Origin of the sequence: Paenibacillus taichungensis (genome assembly GCF_047302525.1) — a bacterium.
Classification (GTDB): domain Bacteria; phylum Bacillota; class Bacilli; order Paenibacillales; family Paenibacillaceae; genus Paenibacillus; species Paenibacillus taichungensis_B.
Genome location: NZ_CP168020.1, coordinates 1,157,601 through 1,182,436, shown reverse-complemented (window position 1 = coordinate 1,182,436; position 24,836 = coordinate 1,157,601). Strand labels below are relative to the sequence as shown.

Sequence of the window (24,836 nt, the reverse complement as noted above, 5' to 3'; positions counted from 1 at the left end):
GTCATCGTGTTGGAATCGTTAAAATGATTCATTTTCTGCAAAATCCTCATCTATTAACATGCCTTCTTTCAGTTTATCATTGATTGACCAAAAAGACTACACGCCCCAAGCACTCCTAATCGGTGCATTTGCTCTGTATTTCATGTAAACTGGGATATAGTTGTCATATCAAGAACTGGACCTATGGAGGAACTTAATTTTATGCTGCTGCAAGTATCCGGAATTATCAAACGTTTTGGTGTCGATCCAATCCTGGACGGCGTGAACTTACAAATATTAGAACGCGAGCGCATCGGCCTCGTTGGTGTTAACGGTGCAGGGAAATCCACTTTGCTCAAAATCGTGGCTGGGGAAATGTCCTATGATGGCGGACAGATTTTCAAATCCAAGGAAACAACGCTTGGTTACCTCGCCCAGAACAGCGGACTGCAATCCGATCGCTCCATATGGGAAGAAATGATGAACGTATTCGGCCACCTGACTCAGGCGGAAGCGGATTTGCGTCAGATGGAACAGGATATTGCTGACCCTGCGCAGATGGAAGATGAAAAAAAATATGCAGATTTGCTTGAGCGTTATGCCAAACGCTCGGACTGGTTCAAGGATCATGGCGGTTATGAAATGGAAACCCGTATTCGCAGTGTACTGCACGGGATGGGCTTCGGTGAATTCTCACCAGATACCCAGATTGCCACACTGAGTGGCGGGCAAAAGACACGTCTTGCTCTTGCTCGCATTTTGCTTCAGGCCCCTGACCTGCTCATGCTGGACGAGCCTACCAACTATCTCGATATCGCCACCCTGACGTGGCTCGAAGATTACCTGAGAGGTTATTCTGGCGCCCTGCTGGTTGTATCTCATGACCGGTATTTCCTGGATCGGCTTGTAACGAACATCGTGGAGATCGAACGGCACCGCTCCAAAAAATATACGGGCAATTACAGCCGGTACATGGAACTGAAAGCTGCCGAGTACGAAAGCCAGATGAAGCAATACGAGAAACAACAGGATGAAATCTCCAAGATGGAGGAGTTTGTTCAGAAGAATATCGTCCGTGCTTCAACAACCAAACGGGCACAGAGCCGCCGCAAGGCACTCGACAAGATGGATCGACTCGACAAACCGATGGGAGATTTGAAGAAAGCTCATTTCTCGTTCGAACCGGCTGTTATGTCCGGCAAGGAAGTGCTCCGTGTGGATCAGCTTTCCGTTGCCTACGATGAGGCTTCGCCGTTATTCCGCAATGTATCTTTTGATCTAAGACGCGGGGAAACGGTTGCTTTGATCGGTCCGAACGGTATCGGAAAATCTACCTTGTTGAAATGCCTCACCGGAAGTTTGCGTCCTGTAAGCGGTGAGATCCAATGGGGTACCAAGGTGCAGATTGGCTATTATGATCAGGAGCAGACGGGACTTAACCCTTCCAATACCGTATTGGAAGAACTGTGGAGCGCATATCCAGGCATGGAAGAATCACGGATTCGTACAGTGCTAGGCAACTTCCTGTTCAGTGGAGATGATGTACTCAAAAAGATCTCATCGCTCAGCGGTGGAGAAAAAGCTCGTGTCTCACTCTCCAAGCTCATGCTCAAGGAAGCCAATATGCTCATTCTGGATGAGCCTACGAACCATCTCGACCTGTTCGCCAAAGAAGTGCTTGAAGCGGCGCTGATGGACTATGAGGGCACATTGCTGTTCATCTCGCATGACCGGTATTTCCTCAATAAAATGGCTGAACGTATTGTCGAGCTGCATCCCGGCGGAACAGAGCATTACCTCGGCAATTATGATGATTATGTAGAGAAGAAACAGGAGCTTGAAGATATTGCACGCGAAGCTGCTGAAGCACGCCAGGCCTCTAACAAAAACTCGGCCAAATCTGATCCAGGTCTATCCGCAACCGAAAAATCCGGTGCCGCCTCATTCGAAGCGGACAAGCAGGCCAAGCGCGAAGAACGTAACCGGCAGCGCAAGCAGGAAGCTCTGGAACAACAGATTGCGAAGCTGGAAACGGAGATTACAGAGCTTGAGGCTCAGATGGCTCTGCCTGAAATATACCAGGACTACATGAAGCTGCAAGAGCTCCAGGAAAAAGCGGAGGATCACAAGCTTCAACTTGCCAAGGCTTATGAAGAGTGGGAAGAATTAGCTTTGGAATAAGAATTAAAATAGAACGGACTTTATATCGAAAGCTGATTCCTTAACGGGATCGGCTTTTTTTGTTGAGCATAAAACGAGACAGATTTGAGTAGGATGATTCCCCATTTGTCAAATCCACTCGAATCAAGTGAAATATTTTTTTGTTGTACAACCTCTCATTTATCCACAAAAAAGAAATATAGCAAGCATTCAATTCAATTTAATTATACGGCGGTAGAATAGCTTTTTTTGCACAAAAACCATATTTATCCACCGAGTTATCCACATTATCCACAACTTTGTGGATATAACTCGACCATTCTATCCCCTAAAGCCTTTTATTTTCGAAAACATTACTGGTTTGACTTTGAGATAGTTACCCACAATTTACACTGAATATGTGGATAACTATAATCACACCTTGACAAACGCATTCGTTCTTTCAAATTTTTCTCCTATAAAAGGACAAAAGCAGACCTCTGTATTTAAGGCCTGCCTCTGGTTTATTTTTGACATAAAGTTATGTGATGCGCTGAAGTAATATTACGCGTGCACTGATTCATCACTTTCAGAAGACTCCGCCTTCAGTCCGGCCGCATTGCATGCTGCTACATAAGCCAGACCGGCTGCCATGACAATATCATTGTGCGTGGCAGTTCCTCTGAATTCACGTCCTGCACGCTCCACGGTAACCGCAGCTTCTGCACTCGCAGCCTCTCCTCCGCTCAGTGCGTGCATCTCCATATCGACAAACGTAATGTCGTCCGAAATACTTTGACCAATCGCACGAATCGTTGCATCTACCGGACCACCGCCAACCGCAGAATAGGATTGCTCCCCTGCGCTCGTGCGAATGCGAACTGCTGCCATTCGATCCGTCATGCTGCCCGCCGTAACCTGCAATTCAACCAGTTCATAATCCTGTGCAGGAATATTCATGGTCTGGCTCACCATCTGCAATAACTGGTCATCACTGACCACCTTCTGTTGATCGGCGGTTTCTTTAAATATCTCATACAGTTGTTCCATTTGCTGCTCATCTGGTTCAAAGCCATATTTGCGAACCCGATCTTTCAAAGCGTGACGACCGGAATGTTTGCCCAGAATAATCATACTGCGTGGAATGCCCAGCGCTTCCGGGTCCATAATCTCATACGTACTCCGATTCTTGAGCAAACCATCCTGGTGAATACCAGACTCATGCTGGAAGGCATTGCGCCCTACTACAGGTTTGTTGTATGCAATTGGGAAATGCATCGCACGGCTAATCTGACGGGATGTCTCATACATCTGGTTCAGTTTGATATTTGTCGTTGCGCCAATAACGTCTCCTCGCGTCTCCAGAGCCATAATCAGTTCCTCCAATGCACAGTTACCCGTCCGTTCTCCCACACCGTTAATGGTTACTTCAATCTGGGAAGCACCGTTGGCAATTGCAGCCAGACTGTTGGCAACTGCAAGGCCCAAATCGTTATGACAGTGTGCGCTGTAACGAACCTTATCTCCGCCTCTTGCGCCCTCACGTACCTGACGGAACATCTCTCCATATTCATGCGGCAGTGCGTACCCAACCGTATCTGGCAAATTGATAATACTTGCTCCCGCTTCAATAGCTACTTCAACCATTTCGATCAGATCATCCATCTTCGTACGAGCCGCATCCATAGCGGTGAACTCCACTATATCCGTGAACTGACGTGCATAGGAGACCATCTCCCGGGCAGTTGCCACGACTTCACTACGCGGACGGCGCAGTTGATGCTCAATATGGATGTCCGAAGAGGAGATAAACAGATGAATACGGCGGTGCGCTGCGTCAGCCGTTGCTCGAACGGCTGCATCAATATCCCCTTTGACCGCACGCGCGAATCCGCAAATCTCCACGTTTTGCAGTTGTCTGGAAATCGCCTGAACCGCCGCGAACTCACCTGGACTTGAGATCGGGAATCCAGGCTCGATGACGTCAATGCCCAGAGAAGCCAACTGATGTGCCAGTTCAATTTTTTGCTCAGGCTGCAGACTCGCTCCCGGTGCTTGCTCTCCATCGCGCAGTGTTGTATCAAAAATCTCAATCATGCGTTTGTTATTGTTCGTTGTCATATTCATCAACCTCCATCAAATTTGAATGTATATTGGTTATTGGGGATGTGAACGAGATGTTCATTTCCCGTTTTCTATGTTTATTCATTTTGCATTCCATGCCGGCGTGCACGTCGACTTGCACGCCGGACTTATTTCTTAAACTAAACCATGATTATGGATTCCCATCGCCCACCCTGCTGCCGGCAGCAAACACAAATAACCCGCCATCTCATCTAAGAGACGGCGGGTTATTATCCCTCCGCGGTACCACTCTTGCTTGATGGGCCAGGCTTGCGCCAGGCACCATCCACCTCGTCGTCTTCGGCCCTGATCCATTGCAGCTGCGTACACACGCAACAATAACAATCGATCCAGCCGGAGAAACACCTTATAACGGAGGTTAGCCGTTGCTGTGTACCACACCACATGTCCTTTGGTTACAAGGAAAAGGGATGAGACATCGTCTCACTGCTTCCACAGCTCCGTTCCCGGGCGAGATTCAAACGATTTCAGCCACTGCGTCGCACCATCCCGCAGCTCTCTGTGCGCTTTATCGTTTTACTGCTCCCGTTCATTACATTTATGATATGTGACCATGAATTCATCACCATTTTGAAAATCAAAAAAAGCCTGCCATCTCCTGCAATAATGCAAGAGACGACAGGCTGTTCACCTTCGCGGTACCACTCTTGTTGACTTTCATTTCCTTCGAGCTGATCCTGTATGCGTCCATACCGTTATCATTGCCCAAAGTGACAAAAGCCCCCTCAGTTATTGTTGATTTTCTACCGATATGTCATCCGGATTCCATCAACAACGGCCCATTCACGGAGGCAACCCGTAACCATGTACTTTGGGCCATCATCGGCCTTCGGCTTCTCCCAGGGAGTTACCGTGTTCCATCGTTCCGCTTCCAGGTGAGTTTCAGGTTTCCTTCGACTGCGTTGCACCACCCCGCAGCTCTCTAAGACCGGGAAATACCCTACTTTTCCTGTTCATTGCGTTTCAGTTCAGGAATCTGAATTCCTGTTTTAATTTGTAATTAATATACATTCTTCACTTGAGACTGTCAAGTCTTCATATACATAAATCATTCTATAGCGATTGAACAGACCATGCCTCAAGTGAAAGTCCAGGATCAGCTTTGGCATCGAATTCCGAGATTTCTCCCCGCTGCCACTTCAAATACGCCGCAGCTCCAATCATCGCTGCATTGTCGGTGCAATACTCCATCGGAGGGATCAGCAATTCCAGCCCTTCCTTGGCACAACGCTCCTGCAAAGCTGAACGCAATCCCCGGTTTGCCGCAACGCCACCGCATAACAGCAATTGACGTGATCCGTACTCACGGACAGCCCTTACTGCTTTTTCTACAAGCACTTCGACGACAGCTTCCTGGAAGCCCCGTGCCACAGCAGATGGTTCAAGCGTTTCTCCGCGCATTTTGGCTTGATTCAAAACATTCAGTACAGCAGACTTCAAACCGCTAAGACTGAAATCATAGGAATCTGCTTCAAGCCAGACGCGTGGCAAAGGTACCGCCTGCTTTGCTTCAGCAGCCATCCGGTCCACATGCGGTCCTCCAGGATAGGGGCAACCCAGTGCACGCGCTACTTTGTCATAAGCCTCGCCTACAGCATCGTCACGCGTACGTCCGATCAGTTTGAACTTGCCTTCGGATTCCATATGCACAAGCTCGGTATGACCACCTGAAACTACCAGTGCCATCGCTGGATATTGTAGCTCATGGGTAAGTCTGTTGGCATAGATATGTCCCGCAATATGATGTGTGCCAATGAGCGGTTTGCCAAGTGCCATGGCCATGGTTTTCGCCGCCACGATGCCGACCAGCAATGCACCCACCAGTCCAGGTCCTTGCGTCACGGCGATTGCACTCAGATCACGCGGACGGATGCCGGATTGCTCAATAGCCTGTTCTAACATCAGTGTAATGACTTCAACGTGTTTCCGCGAAGCCACTTCAGGTACAACTCCGCCAAATGCCTTATGTGTCTCGATCTGACTGGAGATCAGATTGGACAGCACTTCCCGTCCATCCTTGACTACCGCTACGGATGTTTCATCACAACTTGTCTCCACGGCCAATATATAAGATGGTGCTGAACTTATCTTTTCATTGAAATCCTTCATGAATCCGTTACGCTTCCTTCCTCTTCGCCGCTCCGGCTCGCAGGCGGCAAATTCGCCCACATAATCATCGCATCTTCCCCATTGTCGGAGTAATATCCTTTGCGAAGACCTGCCGATTCAAACCCTTTTTTCTGATACAAGCTCTGGGCAATCCGATTCGAAACCCTGACTTCCAGCGTCATTCGTTCCATCCCGAGATAAGCCGCCGTTCTCATCAATTCGTCCAGCAGCTTCTCACCGAGCTTGCGCCCACGATAGGCTTCCCGGACTGCAATATTGGTAATGTGGGCTTCATCCATGATCGTCCACATGCCGGCATAGCCAATCGCTGTACCTTCCAATTCCATGACCATATATTTAGCAAAATGATTGTGTGTCAATTCATTCTGAAATGCTTCTTCCGTCCAGGGCAGGGTGAAGGCTTCATGTTCAATAATCATTACATCCGGAATATCATCCAAAGTCATGAACCTGAACTGAAGCGCTGCTTCCTGCTCGTCATTCTCCACGTTGTCCATCTGCTTCCCCTCCCCCTTTAGCCTTTGCGCAGCAGGTTGGCTTCCGCTTCAGCCAGCTGAGTGTAGTTGGGCACGAGCGCATGCACGTCATCTCGCTGACCTGCAAGCAGCGCCTCGGCGCCTAAGCGCCCAACCCAGCGGCCCTCCAGCTCATAGGGTACGAGCTGGAGCGCCGTTCCTGCGGGGCAGCGAAGCTCAGCCGCTGCTGCCGCATGCGGGCCCGTCTCGCCGACAATCCAGACGGCAGCGGGCCGCTCTTCCGGCGCCGCTTCCGCCACGCGGGCGGCGAGGGCTTCCAGCCATCCGTCCACCAGGCGGATGGCATCTGGCGCCAGCCGCCGGGGCGCAGCGCTCCCGGCGGAGGCAAACAGCGCGGTATAGGCTTGACCGCGCCGTGCATCCACAAGCGGAACGATCCAGTGGACAGGGGCGGCACCTGTGCCACCCTGGTCCGCGGATGGCGTTCCGCCAGCCCCTCCTGCGGCAACTTCTGCCGCAGCTTCGGCCTTGGCGGCGAGGCCGCTGTGCCAGCCGCCCCAGGCCAGGGCCTGAAGGCTGGACACCCCGACAACGGGGATGTCCCACGCCCAGGCTAACGTTTTCGCCGCGGTCACCGCAATGCGGATGCCCGTGTACGAGCCTGGGCCAATGCCGACGGCAATGCCGTCCAGCTGTCCCGGCTGCGTGCTGCTGGCTTCCAGCAGCTGCTCCATTACAGGCACGACGTGAACCGAATGGTTGCGTTCTGCCCGTTCATTGCGTTCTTCCAGAAGGGCGTGACCTTCCATAACTGAGGCTGCCATCACCGCAGTCGAGGTATCCAACGCCAAAAACCGCTGGCGCGGCTGTTTTTGTAAATCTTCCATCATCATTTGACTCCATTCTGTCTGAACTGTCGGCACATGGCAGCATAAGTCTCGCCATACCCATCCAGCGTAATCGTTCGATCCTCTGGACCCGTCGTCTCGATCTGCACATGCAAGTGTTCCTGCGGCAGCAATTCAGGAATGATGCTAGACCATTCCACCAGACTGACTCCGGTTCCATAGAAATACTCATCCAGTCCAAGCTCGTCCGCTTCTTCCAGCGATATGCGATACACATCCATGTGATACAAGGGCAGACGCCCTTCGTATTCCTTGATCAGTGTAAACGTAGGGCTGTTGACCACATCACGTACACCCAAATGCCAAGCAAACTTTTGTGAAAATGCCGTTTTGCCCGCGCCCAGATCACCGTCCAATGCAATCACCATTCCGGCGGTTGCCTGTTCAGCGAGTGCGGACGCGAGTACTTCTGTATCTGCAATGCCATGGGAGTGATACACCCACTGCTCATGCGTCTGATTCAATATACGCCCCACCTTTGGCGGTCAAGCCGCCTGAGTTCACTTTGAACTTTATTATATCGGTCCCATTCTCCCCCCGCAACATCGAAGGATCAGAAGCAGAACGGAAGACAGGCCAACATTCACACGAACGACAAATAAACCGGTACCTGACGGCACCGGCCTTCCTAGACATCCTTCACCAGTACTTTCTCTTTTACTCTTCCAAACGGTCTACACGTACCGTCTGGGTATTCCCCGGTCTGCTGCCCACTTGCACCGTAGCCATGCCATTGGCTTCATCCACATTTTCGATCCAGACCGGATCTCCTTCCAATGTAACTGCAATCGTATCTTTGGAATCATAAATGGCTTTCGCGCGTTTCACATCCAACATTATTCATACTCCCCTTCCGGATCATCATGCGATTCCCGCACCATGCTATCTGTCGTACTTTCACCGATATAACCGTTATCTTCCGTGACTTGTCCACCGCCCAGACCCTCATTCACCATCCGGTCAATGTCCAGCATGAAAGACTCCCTGTCAAGCGGCAGCTCTTCTGATGTGACAGCCTCCCAGTTAACCGCTGTTGCAGGTGTATGGAAACCTTCAGACCCTTCCGACTTGACACGAGGATACGGAGAGAACGTATGGGCGTGAGCTTCATCTTCATCTCGTTTGTTCTTCATAGGAGTACCTCCTAACGTGATAGTTAACAACTAATATTATCCTCTTTCAAAACCAGCGCTATACAGCACAGATCTTAAGGATGTTTCTGTTATCATCCCCCACTCTTTCTGAAGCATACCGCTTCCGGGGAAATACGGTTATCCCACCCGTGAAATGCCCATACTATACATAAAATGTTCTCGGAAAGGAGCCGTTCATGCATACGGTCTGGAAAGGTGCAATTAGCTTTGGTCTAGTTCATGTTCCTGTCAAAATGTTTTCGGCTACCGAAGACAAAGACATCTCCATGCGTTACATTCACAAAGTCTGCGGCAGCCCACTTGCTTATGTACGTAAATGTCCTTCCTGCGAAGTTGAGGTTCAATGGGAAGAGATCACCAAAGGATATGAATATGAGAAAGGCAAATTCGTCTTGTTCGAAAAGGACGAGCTTGAAGCGTTAAATGATTCCAGCAGCAAAACCATTACCATTCTGGATTTCGTGGATTTAACGGAGATAGATCCGATTTATTTTCAAAAAACGTATTACCTTTCCCCCGATCAAGCGGGAGGAAACGCCTACCAGCTATTAATGACTGCCATGCGGGATACTGGCAAGATCGGCATCGCCAAAATATCCATTCGTTCCAAAAGCAGTTTGGCTGCCATCCGTGTACTGGAGGATTGCCTCTCCATGGAAACCATTTTCTATCCGGACGAGATCCGTCCCGTCTCTCAGGTTCCCAACCTGCCCGAGGTTCTGAATGTTAACGAGAAGGAATTGACGATGGCCAAACTGCTGATCGATCAGTTATCCACTCCTTTTGAACCTGGTAAATATACAGACGATTACCGCGCTAAACTGCTGGATCTGATCAATCACAAAGTAGCCGGTGAAGAAATCAAAATTGCCCCTGCCAAACCGGAAGCGAATGTCATGGATCTCATGGCAGCACTGCAAGCAAGTATTGAAGCTGTGAAGCCCATTCCAACCGATCCCGGAACCACCACAGCCAAACCTAAGAAACGTGCTCCCAAGAAAACTTCGGTCCAAGCAGCGGCTGGAGGAGAAACAGAGACTCCTGCTCCTGCGAAAAGAAAGAAGGCTGCGCCTAAGCCTAAGGCGTAAGAGGCAAGCAGCAAAGAGATTCGCTTGTCATCAATATCAACATTGGAAATCCGGCCATGAAGCCGGATTTTTGTTTTATATTCCATAATTGAAGTAGTACTCAAACAAGAATGAGCACACCATAATCAAAAATACAATTGACGAAAGTTGATTTATATTTTATATTAACTTATGAAAAGTAACTTATTTATAAATGTACAGTTGAGCCTCATATTTACATGAGCTATGACATTACAATAGCCCTATTCCATTGCCAATGCTTGAGCCGAGACAATCCAACTAAATTTGTTTTCAGGAGGAAATCCTTATGACTTCTACTTATCAAATCCCTGCTACAACCCATCTGGGTGAAGTAAGTCTGCGAATTAGCAATTTGGATCGATCTATCCAATTTTATACCGAGGTGGTCGGACTGAAACTGCTTGAGCGTAGCGAAAAAGTCGCTACCATGACAGCCGATGGAAAGCAGTCCCTTCTGCGCCTTGAACAGTTGACCGATGCAGTGACGATGCCTGTACGCTCCACTTCAGGTCTGTATCACTTCGCCATCCTGCTGCCTGACCGCAAATCGCTGGGCCTTGCCCTCCGTAATCTGGCTGAATCGGGCATCGAAATTGGTCAGGGTGATCATCTGGTCAGTGAAGCATTCTACATTTCCGACCCGGATCAGAACGGTATTGAAATCTATGCAGACCGTGCCCGGGACACCTGGAAGCGGGATGCAGATAATAACTACATTATGTCAAGTGACCCCGTTGATGTAGACAGCCTGTTCGCTCTGGCCGCGAACGAACCTTGGCAGGGATTGCCAGCCAGAACGGTCATTGGTCATGTTCATTTCCATGTACGCAGTCTGGAAGAGTCGCGCCGTTTCTATACAGGAGTGCTTGGTTTCGATATCGTTGGTAACTTCGCCAACATGTCCGCCCTGTTTGTGTCAGCAGGCGGTTATCACCATCACATCGGACTGAACATTTGGGCTGGTACAGGCGCACCTGTGAATCCGGCCAATGCGACAGGGATTGACTACTTCACCATCATTTATGACGGAAAAGAACAATTGGAACAGGCCGTAGAACAACTACGTCAATCGAACGCATCTATCGAACAGCAAGGTAAGGACTGGTTAACTGTAGACCCACAGAATATTCGAATTCGCTTAACTTCAACGAACTAAGACGGGGAATCCGTGACGTAAATATTGTGCGTTAAATTGATTACACTCTGATTAGCCCGGACACCAATTTCCTCGCTCTAACATGGGGAAATCCATTGTTCGGGCTTTTTTTGCCTACCTTTTTTTATGTTGATCTATGCCTTTATCCATTTCCTAATAAAAATGGTGCAATTGGCGCAACCTAACCAATATCTAGATCGATATGCGAAGGAGAACCCACATGATTGAAAAGGGGCGTTTAACTGTAAGACAACTGGGCTCACTGATGTTCTTATGCACGATTGGTGAACAGATTATCGTCTTCCCCTCAATGGTCACCTCATATGCGCATCAGGATGCATGGATATCCGCATTAATGGGCGTTGCCGGGGGAGCAGGGGTACTGTCCATCATGCTCGTTGTATACAAACTGCAGCCCCGGATGAATCTGATTCAACATGCATTGTATACTCTTGGACCCTGGATCGGGGCGTTCATCAGCTGTTTTTATCTATTCTATTTTCTAATGGGTACGTCTGCATTCATAAGAGAAATTGGGGATTTCATGACGACCCAGATCCTGCCTGAATCTCCCCTCTTCATTGTGAGTTTGCTTTTTGTTTGTACTCTTGCCTGGGGACTCTTTTCTGGTCTGGAACCCATAGGCAGGAGCGCCGAGGTATTCCTTCCCCTGATCGTGCTGTTTCTGCTCATTCTGACCGTCTGTCTGTTCCCGCATTCACATCTGGACAACATCAAGCCTGTTCTTGCAGAAGGCTTTCTTAATCCCTTTAAAGGCTTTGTCGCTGTGCTTACCTATCCTTATTGTGAATTGTGCATCTTTCTTATGCTCTTTCCTTATGCCAAAAAGGAAGCACATTGGGAAAAGGATATCCTTCTAGCAGCCATCATAGGGGGATTGATGCTTACCCTAACGCTAACCATCTGTCTGCTGGTCATGGGTCCATTTATGACGCAGCACCATTGGTTCGCAGCATTTAATCTGTCGCTGAAGATCAATATAGGCAACTTTTTGCAGAGAATTGAGGCCTTTATGGCTTCCGTCTGGATTATTGCCGTCTTTTTCAAGAGCATTCTGTTCTTCTATAGCTTTGTACTCGGAATCACTCATCTCTTCAAATTGTCCAGCTATCGTCCACTCATTTTGCCTGGCGCCATGTTGATTCTGTCTATGTCCATTGTGCTAGCACCCAACGAAAATTTCTACCTCAAAGTCGTTATTCCGTATTGGATTGATTGGGATTTGACTTGTGGTATTGGGATTCCATTATTGCTTATCATGGTACATAAACTGAAAGCACGGCTGCGGAAGAGCTAAACCTGCCCTACTCAACTTAGAGGATCAACCTCCAGGCAGATTTTAAAGATGAAAGGAGTTTTAAGCACATGTTCAATCCCCTGGTTCCTTTTGAACCTATATCCCGAGATGTGATCCCTACCGGGCAAAATTGGATTGCCCAAATCAAATGGGATGGGGTCCGCATGCTTGCTTACGAGGACGGACAGGGAATTCAGTTAATTAATCGCAGATTGCACAACCGAACTGCACAATATCCTGAGCTGGTTCAGCCACGCAATCTGTGCTCCGTCCCTTCTTATATTTTGGATGGAGAGATTATTGCCCTTGACCCGGATACGAGAAAACCGTCCTTCTATCACGTGCTGCGGCGAGATCGCATGAGCAGACCGGATGGCATTGCCCAAGCTGTAAACCAGATTCCGGTGACTTATATGGTATTTGATATTCTTTTCTGCGATGGGGTATGGGTCACAGATCAACCACTTGCAGATCGTCAGCGTCTGCTGCATCAAGTTCTGAATCCTGCTTCCCATGTTCAGGAGGTGACCAACACGTCAGATCCCGACGCCCTGCTCTCTGTGATGAGACAGCACCAGATGGAGGGAATTGTATGTAAAGACCTTTCCAGTACCTATGGAATCAACGGCAAGGATCAACGTTGGCAGAAGGTTAAGATTTTCCACGACCTATATGCCATGATTGGTGGGGTCACCTACCGCAGCGGCATCGTCAATGCAATCGCAGTCGGTGTATATGATGGGCCTAACTTTGTCTATATTGGTCATGTCGGCACTGGTAAGCTGAACTCGGACTCCTGGCGTAAAATAACCGAAGAAGTACAACCTCTTATTCGTAAGGATAGACCCTTTCATAACATTCCCGAGAGAAGCGCGGAGACGACATGGATTGAACCACAGATTGGTGTAAAAGTACAATTCATGGAACTTACCCATCATCGAACATTACGCCATCCCAGTATCCAGACTTTTGCTTCAGTGACCCGTGAGGAGTGTCAAATGAGCCAGATCAGTCATCTTATCCCTGAACGATAAACCCCTTTTTCCATCCGCCTGAAACATTAAAAAGGCTTTCCATTTAAAATTATACTTGTTCACCACAGGAGGTGTTGTTCATGGCCCATACAATAAAGGGCACCATAACGATTAATGGAATGGAGCTTACCGTGACCAATCCGGACAAGTTGTTATGGCCCGAAGCAGGTGTAACCAAGGCTATCTATTTGCAAAAGTTGGCGGCACTGGCTCCCTATCTACTTACTTACACCCGAAATCGGCTGCTCACCACGATACGTTATCCACATGGTGCAGGCGGCGAGTTTTTCTATCAGAAAAATGCCCCAGAACCCGTTCCGGAGTTTGTACGAACCGAGATGCATGACGGGATAAGATATGTGGTGATGAACGACCTCCCAGATCTGTTATGGCTCGGCAATCTGGCCGCTCTGGAGTTTCATCCTTCCTTACATGCTGTAAGCAGCCATCTGCCTTGCGAGTGGATGATTGATCTCGATCCTTCGCAGGAAGAAGAACCTCGCATCATGCAAGCTGCCCTGATCGTGGGGGAAACGCTGACTTCGCTTGGTCTTAGATCGGTACCGAAAACCTCCGGTGCTACAGGTGTACAGATTATTGTTCCGATCCGCCAAGGTGTAACCTTCGATGAATTAAGAGACATCGGTTATTTTGTAGGCAAATACGTCACTCAAAAACATCCAGATCTGTTTACACTGGAACGTCTTAAAAAAGACCGGGGGGATCGCATTTATTTTGATTATCTCCAGCATTACGGTGGCAAAACGCTCGCAGCTCCCTACACTCCCCGCGCCAAGCCAGGCGGCACTGTGTCTACTCCTCTCACATGGGATGAGGTTCGGAACAACGTTTCGGTTAAAGATTACCACTTGATGAACATCGTGGAACGCCTGACGAAGACCGGGGATCTGATCGCAGCTGTCGAACCCCAGCCTGTTGAACTGATCATCCAGCATTTAAAACAAAAATAGCCGGTCACCCTCAAACCAAGGGTACCGGCTATCTTTTCGTTTACGCGCGATGAGATTCGCTAATGTATACCTTTTTTCTTGAAACGTCCGCCCTTCACATCGTGAATGTTACCTATTGCCACAAAGGCATGTGGGTCCCAATCTTCAACAATGGACTTCAGCTTAGCTTCTTCCAAACGGGTAATAACCACAAAGATAATTTTCTTCTCGTCTCCGCTGAAGCCGCCCTCTCCATCCAGAAAAGTGACGCCACGACCCAGACGGTCGGTTAAAGCTGAACCAATATCACGGTACTTCTCGCTGATAATCCATACCGATTTGGATTGATCCAATCCTTCATTCACAATATCAATCATCTTCATTGCAATATAATAAGCAATCATAGAATACAGTGCGTTTGGCCAGCCAAACACAAAACCTGCACCTGCAAAAATAAATACGTTAATGAACAATACGATCTGACCTACAGACAATGGTGATTTCTCACTCAACAGTATGGCTACAATCTCCGTACCATCCAGTGAACCGCCAGAACGAATGACGAGACCAACTCCAACCCCCAAGATCAATCCACCAAATACAGCTCCAAGCAGTGGTTCACCTGGCGTCAGTGCAGGAACGTGATGTAACAATGACGTACCAATGGACATTACAACGATCCCGAGCAGTGTAGATAGCGCAAACGTTTTACCAATTTGTTTATACCCCAGAATCAGGAAAGGCAAGTTAAGCAAGGTCAGGAAAATTCCGAGTGGCAGATGTGTAAGCTCTGACACCATAATCGAGATCCCTGTTATTCCCCCATCAATAACGCCATTTGGCACGAGAAATACTTCGAGTGACACAGCCATCAGTGCAGCACCGACCAGAATCATCACGATGCGCTGCAGAAGCTTCAGTGAAAACACCGAACTCTTCACATTGCGGTCCGGCTTGGATGTTAGTTCTTTAATCGATACATTGGACATGGTATCCCCCCCGTTTTGATCAATATGTGAATCCATTTCATAAATCATTTAAGTACCCCAGAGGAACCCTACATACAGAGGAACAACACCGTTCCAACGCTATATGCACCCCGTTATAAAAGCACCTAAAGGCTATATGAAATGTATTCAAGTACGTCTTAATTCCGGTTGACACTTCCAAAAGAGAGCAAAAGGGAGCCTGTTTTCCCGCAGACTCCCCTCCTTCGCCAAGACATAATTTATATAAACATTATATCATAAAAGATCAAATTTGAGCAAAATAGTTAGCAAAAAGAAGATAAATTCACAAAAAGTGAACTTATCTTGAGAAATCCGCCCTATAACGGCTAAAGCAGCGGAGAAAGCATGCGAGAAAGCATTTCTGCCCCTTTTTGCCACCGTGAACGCTGCTGAAACACCTTTACGTCAATCTGGCTGCATTCATCCAAATCACGTTCAAAATCCTCGGTCAGCCGTTCCATGGATGATATTTCGAACAACACAGCAGTCAACTCGAAATTGCAGAAAAAGCTGCGCATATCCATATTGGCTGTGCCTACCGTCGCAAGCAAATCATCCACAATCAAGACCTTGGCATGCACAAAACCTTTGCGATATTGATAGAACTTCACTCCCGCACGCAACAATTCTTCGACATAGGACATAGAAGCCAAATGCACCAGCCGGGAATCCGATTGATACGGAATGATGATTTTCACATCCACCCCACTGACGGCAGCCGTCTTGATTGCTTCGTACAACGCAGGGTCCGGAATGAAATAGGGTGTTGTGATGTATATGCGTTCACATGCCACGGAAATCGCCCCAAAGCACATTTCTTGAATGGCATCCCAGTCCTGATCCGGCCCGCTGGCCAGAATCTGAATCCGCTCTTCCCCGCTGCAAATATGTGGCGGGAACAGTTCTGTCAGTTGAGGCTCTGTAATTTGCTCGCCAGAAGCGAGCTTCCAGTCGTTCAAGAACGTATTTTGCAGGAAATATACGGCATCTCCCTCAATCTGTACATGGGTATCGCGCCAGAACCCAACCTCCGGATATTGTCCGAGATAATCATCACCTATATTAATCCCACCCACAAATCCAATCCTTCCATCCACCACAACAATTTTACGGTGATTCCGGTAATTCACCCTTCGGTCAATCGTTGCAATGAGCGGCGGCAGAAAATAATGAAACTCCACGCCTGCGTCCTGAAACTTGCGAATAAACCTCCAGCTCATCTTGTGACTGCCGAGTCCATCGCAGATCAAACGCACTTTGACGCCTTCTTTCGCCTTGCGAATCATCACGTCCTGAAACTTTGTACTGATGACATCATCCCGAAAAATATAAAATTCAACATGCAGATGGTGTTCTGCCTGTTCCATTGCCCTCAACATGGCTTCAAATGTCTCTTCACCATTCGTCAGTACTTGACTCCGGTTGCAGCCTGTAATTGGGCTCTCAGACAGGTGTGACAGCAGGTTAAACAAACGATGCTGATGGTTGTATCGGCTGCCCGACATCTGATCGGCATGATCCACAATATGAGCCTGCTCCCAGATCGTTTCCCGTATTTCCCGAAAGATTCGCGAACCGCCTTTACGGACCTTCTTGCGTTTGTTGTAGTCCTGGGCGACAAAATAATACACAACAAAGCCGATCAAGGGTACACAGAATAAAATAAAAAGCCATGCCACAGCTTTCGCCGGATTGCGGAATTCCAGCAACAGAATGGTGGCTGCCTGGAAAGTAAATACGAGCAATATAATGACCAGCCAAAACATTCGGCTTCCTCCTCATGGCAAGGTATAACCTTGCCGTTCTCTCTCACTGTACAAGCTTTGACGATAAAGCCTTTAGCTAATCATTAGATACCCAATGTATGCACTGTTCGTAACGTTTGCTTAGATAAAATTTTACATACACAGCTGATCTGTAGCGGCCCTCAGCCAGTTCATTCCATACTTCGGCGTTGTATATTCTGACTGTGTTCCCCTCTACATATGATTCATTCCAGTCTGCGGATCAGCATTCCATCGCCATTTCGAACACACAGCCTTCCAGACTCTTCCTATTTTCTTGACCAGCAGGTGGTCTTCTTACGTAAAATTAGATATAATATTCGTTAAAAACTTATTACTTAAAGGAGAAGACTAGTTAATGGACAGTGAGAGGTATGCGTTAAATTTAGTATTGGTTGCGTTTTTGATAGGACTTTCGGCGTTTTTTGTAGCGGTGGAATTTGCACTCGTAAGGATTCGTCCAAGCCGGATCGACCAAATGATTGCAGAAGGAAACAAGCGTGCCCTGGCTGTCAAACAAGCCGTTGCCAACCTGGATGGATATTTGTCCGCCTGTCAGTTGGGTATCACGATTACATCTCTGGGACTGGGCTGGCTGGGAGAACCAACGGTTGAGAATATTCTCCACCCTGTGTTCGAAAGCATGCACATGCCTGAGACAGTTTCTTCATTCTTATCGTTTGTTATTGCGTTTGTTGCCATCACATATTTGCATGTGGTAGTTGGAGAACTTGCACCTAAAACGATTGCAATCCGTAAAGCCGAAGCCGTTGCTCTCCTGACGTCTACACCTATCATCTGGTTTAACCGAATTATGTATCCTTTTATCTGGCTGTTAAACAGCTCAGCAAATCAACTGGTCAAGTTGTTCGGAATCAAACCTGCATCTGAGCATGAAGATGCACATTCGGAAGAAGAATTACAGTTTATTATCAATGAAAGCTTTGAGAGTGGAAAAATCAATCAGGCCGAATTTGGATATGTAAGCCGGATTTTTGCTTTTGATGAAATGCTTGCCAAAGAAATCATGGTACCCCGGACTGATATGGTCTGCCTTTATGTGAATAGATCGAACGAGGAAAATCTGGATATTATCCGACAAGAACAATACACCCGTTTTCCTGTTGTAAATGAGAGCAAAGACGATATTATCGGTATTATTAATACCAAACAATTTTTCCTGGAGTTATACGGAAACGACGAACCTGTCGATCTGTCTTCCCTCATTCAGCCGGTATCCGCTGTTCACGAAACGACTCCGGTCAAGGATCTGCTCAAGAAAATGCAGAAGGATGGCGTGCATATTGCCGTGCTGGTCGATGAGTATGGAGGCACTTCCGGGATTGTAACGATTGAGGATGTGCTTGAACAGATTGTCGGTGAAATCCGGGATGAGTTCGACGCAGACGAAGTGGAGGATATTCAGGTCATCAATGAAAACTATGTCATTATGGATGGCAAGGTGTCCTTGTCCAAAGTAAACGATATGTTCACGTCAAACCTGGATGCTGACGAATGGGATACCATTGGCGGATGGCTTTATAGCCATCGTCCAGAGATGAATGAACAGGAAGAATATGAGTTCGAGAATCTGACCTTCGTTTTGCTGGAAAAAGACAAAAATCGCTTCTACAAAGTCGCCGTTGTTCCTAAGGAACCGCTGACCATGTCCGACTACACCGATGAAGACGAGACGAATTAATAAACTCGCTTCTTCAATATAGATACACTAAAAGGGGTTGTCCATCGTCGTGAAGATGATGGACAACCCCTTTTTTCATAATGGCAGGCGTATTAGGCATGAGTCGCTGTTAACGATCCTTGCTGTTTAGCGTATAAGGTGCCTGGAGTTCGCACCTTAGTTGAATTAATTGGCTGGATCTGCCTTGTCTTCGACGATTCGATTCTGAATCTTCCGGAAAATAATTTTGATGATCATATATAACGGAATAACGATGATCATCCCAAGAATGTTCCCCAAGTCTGCTCCTACAAGCAACAAGATGACGGTAGTCAACGGATGAATGTCCAATTGTTTGCCATAGACATAAGGAGAGATCAGATTGTCCTGGATTTGCTGGGCGATCACAATGATAACAAGCGACCAGATCGCCATTGAAGGTGATTCAATGAATCCGACAATGACGACAGGAATGGCTGCCAGCAAGGCCCCTACATAAGGAATGAAGTTCAGAATAATGGATACGGCCGTCAGGAGTAAGGCATATGGCAAACCGAGAAAGAGAAAACCGATATACATCAGGATGCCCAAGGCTACATTGACAATGACCCGACCTACAATATAGCTACTCAAAGCTTCGTCGATTTCATGGACTGTCTCTTCCCCATCTTTACGGTAACGTCTAGGGAGTAGCAGTGTAAGACTGGTTCCAAATTTGCTGCCTTCCTTGAGCATGTAATACAGCATAATCGGGAACGTCGCCAGAATGATTATCAGATTGGATACGACCGAGAACAATCCGGATACGTAATCCGTTACCTGGGCAATTCCTTGACTCAGAAAATCGGAGAAGCGAGAGAACAGATCTGAATCCTCCGGTATATATTTTGAAAGGAAACCGCTCTTTTCGAATTCAGCCAACTGATCACTGAGCGAAGTAACCAGTACCGGGGCATTCTCCACAAAATTCAACAGTTGTTCACGTAGTGAAGGCCATACAAGCACACTGAATCCTGCCATGATCAGCGCAATCACCACGTAAATGATAAGAACTGACAGTGCACGCTTCATTTTGTGCCGTTCCATATAGTCGACGAGCGGACGCAGCAGATAATAGAAGAAACCAGCAATCAGCAGCGGAATGATGATGATGTGAATCAGCGAGGTCAGGGGGCTGAAAATAAAGTTGACTTTATCCCCCAAATACACGATGAGCAGCAGCAAAATAATTGCTGTGCATATACGGTAAAACTTATTGTTTATCAAGAAACGTGATCCCTCCATACGCTGCTCTGCCAAATACGACTGCGGCGGTGATATGTATGTAATGCAACTTAATACAGCTTGGGCAGCGTGTTCCATTCCAAGCCGTATTCTCATGTATTATTATATGTACCCTTAAATGCTAGTCATGCCACAGCGGATGCTGAATATACTCTCTTTTCCATCCTGAAGGAGAAATTGGGCAAAAAAAAGAAGCAGGCGATTAGCCTGCCACATCTCTTTTGTTGAATACAACCCATGAGATCAACATGAAAATGACATAATATACAGCTAGCACAGCAATAGAAAAGCCAAGTGTCATACCTGCATTTCCATCGCCAAGCAATCCATAATCCGCCGCTGAATTCATATAGCGACTGAGATCCATGTTATTGAACAGAACATACTTGGCCCATTCGTAACGAACGGGATTGAAGATCATTGAGAACAAATTCTGTGTAAACATGATAAATAGAGACAAACCGATTGCCAGAGCTCCCGAACGAAACACGGAGGAGACCATAAAGGCAATAGCGAGCGTAATAAACAAGTCCACGTACAGATATCCCCATAGTGCAAATGCGTGTGATGCAGAAGCGCCGCTACCATCCTGAGTTACAGAATGGGAGAACAGCATATATGACATTACGGTTGCCAGAATAACAACAAGTAACGTACTCAGAATACTGAATCCAATCACGGACAAATATTTGGATGCCAGTATTTTGCTGCGTGACCACGGACGAATCAGCAGTAGTTTAATAGTTCCCCAGGTGAATTCTCCGGCTACCGCTTCAGCTGCAATGACGACACAGAAGATGGTATTCAGGAAAAAGACAACCTGAACGGTTGTAATAGCTGCTTGCCAGTATGGGACCTCACTAGACCCCATGCCTTCATTGAGCAGAACCGGCATCAACAGCGAGATCAATGCCAGAATGGATAACATAATCCAAGTACGCGGACGACGGAAAATTTTCATGTTTTCATTCATAATGAGATTGCCGAAATTACTCAATGCTTCCGCCCCCAGTCACCTGCAAAAATTGATCTTCCAGCGTATGGGTTACGTTACGGATACCATATACCTGGAACCCTTCACTGACCAGCCTCGCATTCAAGTCCGGAATCTGCTCACGGGATAAACGAATCACAATGGCATTGCCCTGAACTGTAGCTTCGCTAATTAGTTCGGCTGCACGCGGTGCATCATTTACCTCAAAAGCAACTTCAGTAAGTACGTCCACTCCCGCCTCAGCTCTTAGATTTCTTACATCAATCAATTTGCCATTTTGGATAATCGCAACGGTATCACACATCAATTCCATCTCGGACAGCAAGTGGCTGGATACAAAGACTGTGATCCCTTCCTCCTGACAGAGCTGACGCAAATAATCCCTAAGTTCACGTATTCCCTGTGGATCGAGCCCATTGGTGGGTTCATCCAATACCAATAACTTTGGTTTATGTAATATGGCTTGGGCCACACCCAAACGCTGGCGCATACCCAAAGAATAGGTTTTTACCTTGTCATGAATTCGGGCTGTAAGCCCCACACGTTCAATCGTCTCGGCAATGCGTTCTTTCGTAATACCAGGTGACATCCGAGCAAAGTGAACGAGATTCTGATATCCTGTCAGAAATTTGTACATTTCCGGATTCTCGACAATAGCCCCAACCTGAGCTATGGCTTGCTCAAATTCATTCTTTACACTGTGTCCCGAGATGATGATATCTCCTTTACTGATGGACATCAGCCCTACCATCATTCGAATCGTTGTTGTTTTCCCCGCCCCATTGGGTCCTAAAAAACCAAAAACCTGCCCCGGAGAGATATCCAGAGTCAGGTCACTGACCAATGATCGGGAGGAGATGATTTTACTGACGCCCTGAAGACGGACGACCGGCTCCTGCTGCATTCCATTTCCTCCTTCATCAACGGACATTCACATCATGCCCGTTTCTCATATGAAGATAGTGTATCATAATCTTTAGTATATTGTCCCGCAAACTGGGATTTCCCTTGACGTTTCGTATGAACTACACACGCTTCACAGCATCCAAGCGGCATCTCACTCCGATAAAATCCGGTGCGAAATACGTGATTGCCTCCACAGTCCTCTTCCTTTAGTTCGACAGAGCCCCTAGCGACCGACACAATCATCCCACAACTGACACAGTAAAAGCGGTCCGTTTCGATCAATGATATTCCTTCCCCTCACAAGGAGCATTGAAGTCCCTGTTATTTGTCGTTAGACGCTGAATTTTGATACAATTTGTATCTAACTCGTAATTTACTTGACACTGGGACTAATGTCAACCCCTTACAGGTTTAAAAAGAAATGAAATGCAAAAAAAGCTCTATAAATGCGACTAAAGTCTCGCATTCATAGAGCTTTTTCAAGTACAAATGATACAATTCGGCACATAATATGGGTTGATACTATCATTCGGTTTTGTCATGCTCAGTCTCGGTATCACCCTTCTTTGGATAATACCAAAGCAATGTCCAATCGTCCCCATCCTTTACGATATAACAATTCTGCACGATTTTAAATTGACCAAAGGTTCCCGTAAACTTCTGGGTAACACCAATGCGATACGCCTCTGCAAATGGTTTAACGCCATCAATTACCGTAACGTCGAACTCCCGCTCCGGTTTTTCCATCTCCAGATCAAAGGTTTCCACCCCAAAATGCTGCATGAAGATATGCGCTCTGGACTGTAAATAGGCGCTTTTGGGAAAGCGCTCTTTCATCAGTGGATGAAACAACTCCCATGAACTGCCGAAATCACCCGTCTGCTCATATTTGTAAAACTCTTGGGCAATGGCAGCAGCTTCATCTGGTGCATCCGCACGAAACAGATATGGGATGGTTCTGCCTATGAGCCACAACAGCAGCAACACAAGTGCTATGAATCCGATCTTTTTAAGTAACGCATTCCGATTCCTTCTTCGTAGCATGTCCCGCCCCCCTTGTCCTACTCCCATATTTATGATGGATAGCAAGCAAGTAGAAGCGGGAACTAGCGAGCAGCATTTCCTGGGAAATCACTTTCTTTTGACTGAAGATCGCCTTGGAGACCTGAATCTTCTGAAAACGACATTAACCCCCATATATAAGGCAATTCCGCCACATCCGCCAAGCAGATCCACGCCTACATCACGGATTGAACTCGTCCGATTAGGGCTGAACTGCTGAATATATTCATCAATGGAGGCGATAACCGCTACTACTGCCAGGGCAGCAGCGATACAAGCCAACATTCGCATTTTCCTGTATCTCAGCCCACCATAGATAAGCACCGCCAGCACAGCATATACAAATAAATGTGCACTCTTCCGAAATATGAACTCAACGAAATCATACGGTCGTTGTCTTAAGGAATAATCCAGCTCACCGTATGTGAATCGCACATCGGGTAATGCAAATCCGATTTTCACCTTTTCAGACCATTTATGCAGCCAAGGCTGGATGGTCTGCTGCTGATATGATTGGGTCGAAAAGTGCCAGATCACCAAAACCCAGACCGTAATCAGCAGCAGTGACAAGATATAAACATAAGGTCGTTGTTTTCGTCTATGTTTATGCCTTCGTTTCCCGTAATCCTCCTCCATAAGCAAGGTCCTCACCACTTTCATAAGCCTTTCATTATTTCTGTTTATTTCTCCAAATGTTCTTCAATTATTCCGTGAATGCGATCTTTTTCCTGCTGATCCACGATGTAATAATAAATCCCATTGATTTTCTCGCCTTTACCCTTGATCTCCACCGTATCTACATTCTCCAGATCATTGAGATAATCGAGGAGAAGTTCCTTCATCTCATCAAAAGTAACATCCGTTCTAACATGAGTACCTAGTTCATCAAGCATATTTTGGATATTAAGTACACTGGAGATTTGCATCGTATTCTTAAGCATCTGCTTCAGAACCTCACGCTGTCGATCATTACGACCCAAATCCCCTTTCGGGTCATCATAGCGCATTCTTGAAAAACCGAGTGCAGCAACACCATCCAGATGAATATTCCCTTGATCATAACGCTGGCCCTCATAATCAAATGCAAAAGGATTATTTACATCCACGCCTCCGACCAGGTCAATGATTTTGGCAAAGCCCTCCATATCCACTTTCATATAATAATGAATGGGGACTCCCAAAAATTGCTCGACGGTATTTACCGACATGTCCACGCCTCCGAAGGCATAAGCATGATTGATCTTATCTACAGTATTGTGTCCCACAATGTCTGTCCGTGTATCCCTTGGAATATTAAACATGAGCACTTGTTTTTTCCCGGGGTTCACACTCAGTACGATAATCGTATCCGAGCGCCCTCGATCATTCGGACGCTCATCCACGCCAAGAATAAGCGCATTAAAAGGCTCTTTGCTGTTGATGTCCACCGGTAGCCCACCTCTGCTATCTGTGACCGAGACGGGCTTTACAGGATTTCGGGGCTCATAAATTTGGTCAGCTGTTGATTTAACGGATTGATAGAGATATATCGCATAACCAAACACAACAACTACAAAAAAGGAAACAATCCAGATGGTAACTTTCATCCACTTTTTCATGGGTTCTTCCTCACTCACA

At 47.1% G+C, this 24,836-nt stretch carries 22 protein-coding genes and 2 other annotated features; of the genes, 7 read left to right on the top strand and 15 right to left on the bottom strand.

Going from position 1 to position 24,836, the window contains the following annotated elements; genetic code table 11:
* Positions 1-201 precede the first annotated feature (201 nt).
* Positions 202-2,160: an ABC-F family ATP-binding cassette domain-containing protein gene (locus ACDJ58_RS05265; RefSeq protein WP_063564481.1), complete on the top strand. Its 1,959-nt coding sequence runs from the start codon at positions 202-204 to the stop codon at positions 2,158-2,160.
* 522 nt (positions 2,161-2,682) lie between these two features.
* On the opposite strand, the gene ACDJ58_RS05260 is transcribed toward ACDJ58_RS05265, so the two are convergent.
* From ACDJ58_RS05260 to ACDJ58_RS05230, 7 genes are all read right to left on the bottom strand, one after another.
* Positions 2,683-4,239 (bottom strand): 2-isopropylmalate synthase, encoded by a 1,557-nt coding sequence (locus ACDJ58_RS05260; RefSeq protein WP_413376108.1) that lies wholly within the window; start codon positions 4,237-4,239, stop codon positions 2,683-2,685.
* A gap of 215 nt (positions 4,240-4,454) precedes the next feature.
* Positions 4,455-4,805: a binding site (T-box leader), on the bottom strand.
* Positions 4,806-4,871: 66 nt separating this feature from the next.
* Positions 4,872-5,229: a binding site (T-box leader), on the bottom strand.
* Positions 5,230-5,316: 87 nt separating this feature from the next.
* A complete protein-coding gene (tsaD, locus tag ACDJ58_RS05255; RefSeq protein WP_413376106.1) occupies positions 5,317-6,372 on the bottom strand; it encodes a tRNA (adenosine(37)-N6)-threonylcarbamoyltransferase complex transferase subunit TsaD in 1,056 nt (351 codons plus the stop codon).
* Entirely contained in the window at positions 6,369-6,890 is a 522-nt protein-coding gene (gene rimI, locus ACDJ58_RS05250; protein WP_113051825.1) for a ribosomal protein S18-alanine N-acetyltransferase, read from the bottom strand. The genes tsaD and rimI overlap by 4 nt, the downstream gene beginning before the upstream one ends.
* 17 nt (positions 6,891-6,907) lie before the next feature.
* A complete protein-coding gene (tsaB, locus tag ACDJ58_RS05245) occupies positions 6,908-7,756 on the bottom strand; it encodes a tRNA (adenosine(37)-N6)-threonylcarbamoyltransferase complex dimerization subunit type 1 TsaB (protein ID WP_413379480.1) in 849 nt (282 codons plus the stop codon).
* 2 nt (positions 7,757-7,758) lie between these two features.
* Positions 7,759-8,241 (bottom strand): tRNA (adenosine(37)-N6)-threonylcarbamoyltransferase complex ATPase subunit type 1 TsaE, encoded by a 483-nt coding sequence (tsaE, locus tag ACDJ58_RS05240; protein ID WP_076291523.1) that lies wholly within the window; start codon positions 8,239-8,241, stop codon positions 7,759-7,761.
* 193 nt (positions 8,242-8,434) lie between these two features.
* Positions 8,435-8,611, bottom strand: coding sequence for an H-type small acid-soluble spore protein (locus ACDJ58_RS05235; RefSeq protein WP_053783520.1), 177 nt, complete (start codon positions 8,609-8,611; stop codon positions 8,435-8,437).
* A 2-nt stretch (positions 8,612-8,613) separates the two neighbouring features.
* Positions 8,614-8,910: a hypothetical protein gene (locus ACDJ58_RS05230; RefSeq protein ID WP_413376102.1), complete on the bottom strand. Its 297-nt coding sequence runs from the start codon at positions 8,908-8,910 to the stop codon at positions 8,614-8,616.
* 197 nt (positions 8,911-9,107) lie between these two features.
* Here ACDJ58_RS05230 and ACDJ58_RS05225 point away from each other — a divergent pair, with 197 nt between their 5' ends.
* The 5 genes from ACDJ58_RS05225 to ligD all read left to right on the top strand — a co-directional run bounded on the left by ACDJ58_RS05225 (position 9,108) and on the right by ligD (position 14,519).
* Positions 9,108-10,019 carry a Ku protein gene (locus ACDJ58_RS05225; RefSeq protein WP_413376100.1) on the top strand — a complete coding sequence of 304 codons (912 nt, stop codon included), beginning with the start codon at positions 9,108-9,110 and terminating at the stop codon, positions 10,017-10,019.
* Positions 10,020-10,326: 307 nt separating this feature from the next.
* The gene (locus ACDJ58_RS05220) at positions 10,327-11,196 is read left to right on the top strand and encodes a VOC family protein (RefSeq protein ID WP_413376098.1); all 870 of its coding nucleotides are present in this window, start codon (positions 10,327-10,329) and stop codon (positions 11,194-11,196) included.
* A gap of 220 nt (positions 11,197-11,416) precedes the next feature.
* Positions 11,417-12,514, top strand: a complete 1,098-nt coding sequence (locus ACDJ58_RS05215; protein WP_413376096.1) for a GerAB/ArcD/ProY family transporter — start codon at positions 11,417-11,419, stop codon at positions 12,512-12,514.
* A gap of 68 nt (positions 12,515-12,582) precedes the next feature.
* Complete coding sequence (locus ACDJ58_RS05210; RefSeq protein WP_413376094.1) at positions 12,583-13,548, top strand: RNA ligase family protein; 966 nt, start codon at positions 12,583-12,585, stop codon at positions 13,546-13,548.
* Between the two features lie 80 nt (positions 13,549-13,628).
* Positions 13,629-14,519, top strand: a complete 891-nt coding sequence (gene ligD / locus ACDJ58_RS05205) for a non-homologous end-joining DNA ligase (RefSeq protein ID WP_413376092.1) — start codon at positions 13,629-13,631, stop codon at positions 14,517-14,519.
* 59 nt (positions 14,520-14,578) lie between these two features.
* Here the strand turns inward: ligD and ACDJ58_RS05200 are convergent, their stop codons facing one another.
* On the bottom strand, positions 14,579-15,487 hold the full coding sequence (locus ACDJ58_RS05200) for a YitT family protein (protein ID WP_413376090.1): 909 nt from the start codon (positions 15,485-15,487) through the stop codon (positions 14,579-14,581).
* A 347-nt stretch (positions 15,488-15,834) separates the two neighbouring features.
* Positions 15,835-17,274 (bottom strand): cardiolipin synthase, encoded by a 1,440-nt coding sequence (gene cls, locus ACDJ58_RS05195; protein WP_413376088.1) that lies wholly within the window; start codon positions 17,272-17,274, stop codon positions 15,835-15,837.
* Between the two features lie 376 nt (positions 17,275-17,650).
* Between cls and ACDJ58_RS05190 the strand changes: the two genes are divergently transcribed.
* Positions 17,651-18,994 carry a hemolysin family protein gene (locus ACDJ58_RS05190; protein WP_413376086.1) on the top strand — a complete coding sequence of 448 codons (1,344 nt, stop codon included), beginning with the start codon at positions 17,651-17,653 and terminating at the stop codon, positions 18,992-18,994.
* 165 nt (positions 18,995-19,159) lie between these two features.
* Here the strand turns inward: ACDJ58_RS05190 and ACDJ58_RS05185 are convergent, their stop codons facing one another.
* The 6 genes from ACDJ58_RS05185 to ACDJ58_RS05160 all read right to left on the bottom strand — a co-directional run bounded on the left by ACDJ58_RS05185 (position 19,160) and on the right by ACDJ58_RS05160 (position 24,817).
* On the bottom strand, positions 19,160-20,239 hold the full coding sequence (locus ACDJ58_RS05185; RefSeq protein ID WP_413376084.1) for an AI-2E family transporter: 1,080 nt from the start codon (positions 20,237-20,239) through the stop codon (positions 19,160-19,162).
* Between the two features lie 220 nt (positions 20,240-20,459).
* A complete protein-coding gene (locus tag ACDJ58_RS05180; RefSeq protein ID WP_413376082.1) occupies positions 20,460-21,254 on the bottom strand; it encodes an ABC transporter permease in 795 nt (264 codons plus the stop codon).
* A complete protein-coding gene (locus tag ACDJ58_RS05175) occupies positions 21,247-22,155 on the bottom strand; it encodes an ABC transporter ATP-binding protein (protein ID WP_413376080.1) in 909 nt (302 codons plus the stop codon). Before ACDJ58_RS05175 ends, ACDJ58_RS05180 begins: the two co-directional genes overlap by 8 nt.
* 527 nt (positions 22,156-22,682) lie before the next feature.
* Complete coding sequence (locus ACDJ58_RS05170; protein ID WP_413376078.1) at positions 22,683-23,201, bottom strand: hypothetical protein; 519 nt, start codon at positions 23,199-23,201, stop codon at positions 22,683-22,685.
* A gap of 87 nt (positions 23,202-23,288) precedes the next feature.
* Positions 23,289-23,855: a VanZ family protein gene (locus ACDJ58_RS05165; protein ID WP_413376076.1), complete on the bottom strand. Its 567-nt coding sequence runs from the start codon at positions 23,853-23,855 to the stop codon at positions 23,289-23,291.
* Positions 23,856-23,899: 44 nt separating this feature from the next.
* Positions 23,900-24,817, bottom strand: coding sequence for an LCP family protein (locus ACDJ58_RS05160; protein ID WP_413376074.1), 918 nt, complete (start codon positions 24,815-24,817; stop codon positions 23,900-23,902).
* Positions 24,818-24,836: the final 19 nt, after the last annotated feature.

Bases quoted from the DNA above. Each gene is read 5' to 3' on its own strand.
- ACDJ58_RS05265 (WP_063564481.1), top strand. From the start codon at position 202: ATGCTGCTGCAAGTATCCGGAATTATCAAACGTTTTGGTGTCGATCCA.
- ACDJ58_RS05260 (WP_413376108.1), bottom strand. From the start codon at position 4,239: ATGACAACGAACAATAACAAACGCATGATTGAGATTTTTGATACAACA.
- tsaD (WP_413376106.1), bottom strand. From the start codon at position 6,372: ATGAAGGATTTCAATGAAAAGATAAGTTCAGCACCATCTTATATATTG.
- rimI (WP_113051825.1), bottom strand. From the start codon at position 6,890: ATGGACAACGTGGAGAATGACGAGCAGGAAGCAGCGCTTCAGTTCAGG.
- tsaB (WP_413379480.1), bottom strand. From the start codon at position 7,756: ATGGAAGATTTACAAAAACAGCCGCGCCAGCGGTTTTTGGCGTTGGAT.
- ACDJ58_RS05230 (WP_413376102.1), bottom strand. From the start codon at position 8,910: ATGAAGAACAAACGAGATGAAGATGAAGCTCACGCCCATACGTTCTCT.
- ACDJ58_RS05225 (WP_413376100.1), top strand. From the start codon at position 9,108: ATGCATACGGTCTGGAAAGGTGCAATTAGCTTTGGTCTAGTTCATGTT.
- ACDJ58_RS05220 (WP_413376098.1), top strand. From the start codon at position 10,327: ATGACTTCTACTTATCAAATCCCTGCTACAACCCATCTGGGTGAAGTA.
- ACDJ58_RS05215 (WP_413376096.1), top strand. From the start codon at position 11,417: ATGATTGAAAAGGGGCGTTTAACTGTAAGACAACTGGGCTCACTGATG.
- ACDJ58_RS05210 (WP_413376094.1), top strand. From the start codon at position 12,583: ATGTTCAATCCCCTGGTTCCTTTTGAACCTATATCCCGAGATGTGATC.
- ligD (WP_413376092.1), top strand. From the start codon at position 13,629: ATGGCCCATACAATAAAGGGCACCATAACGATTAATGGAATGGAGCTT.
- ACDJ58_RS05200 (WP_413376090.1), bottom strand. From the start codon at position 15,487: ATGTCCAATGTATCGATTAAAGAACTAACATCCAAGCCGGACCGCAAT.
- cls (WP_413376088.1), bottom strand. From the start codon at position 17,274: ATGTTTTGGCTGGTCATTATATTGCTCGTATTTACTTTCCAGGCAGCC.
- ACDJ58_RS05190 (WP_413376086.1), top strand. From the start codon at position 17,651: ATGGACAGTGAGAGGTATGCGTTAAATTTAGTATTGGTTGCGTTTTTG.
- ACDJ58_RS05175 (WP_413376080.1), bottom strand. From the start codon at position 22,155: ATGCAGCAGGAGCCGGTCGTCCGTCTTCAGGGCGTCAGTAAAATCATC.
- ACDJ58_RS05170 (WP_413376078.1), bottom strand. From the start codon at position 23,201: ATGCTACGAAGAAGGAATCGGAATGCGTTACTTAAAAAGATCGGATTC.
- ACDJ58_RS05165 (WP_413376076.1), bottom strand. From the start codon at position 23,855: ATGGAGGAGGATTACGGGAAACGAAGGCATAAACATAGACGAAAACAA.
- ACDJ58_RS05160 (WP_413376074.1), bottom strand. From the start codon at position 24,817: ATGAAAAAGTGGATGAAAGTTACCATCTGGATTGTTTCCTTTTTTGTA.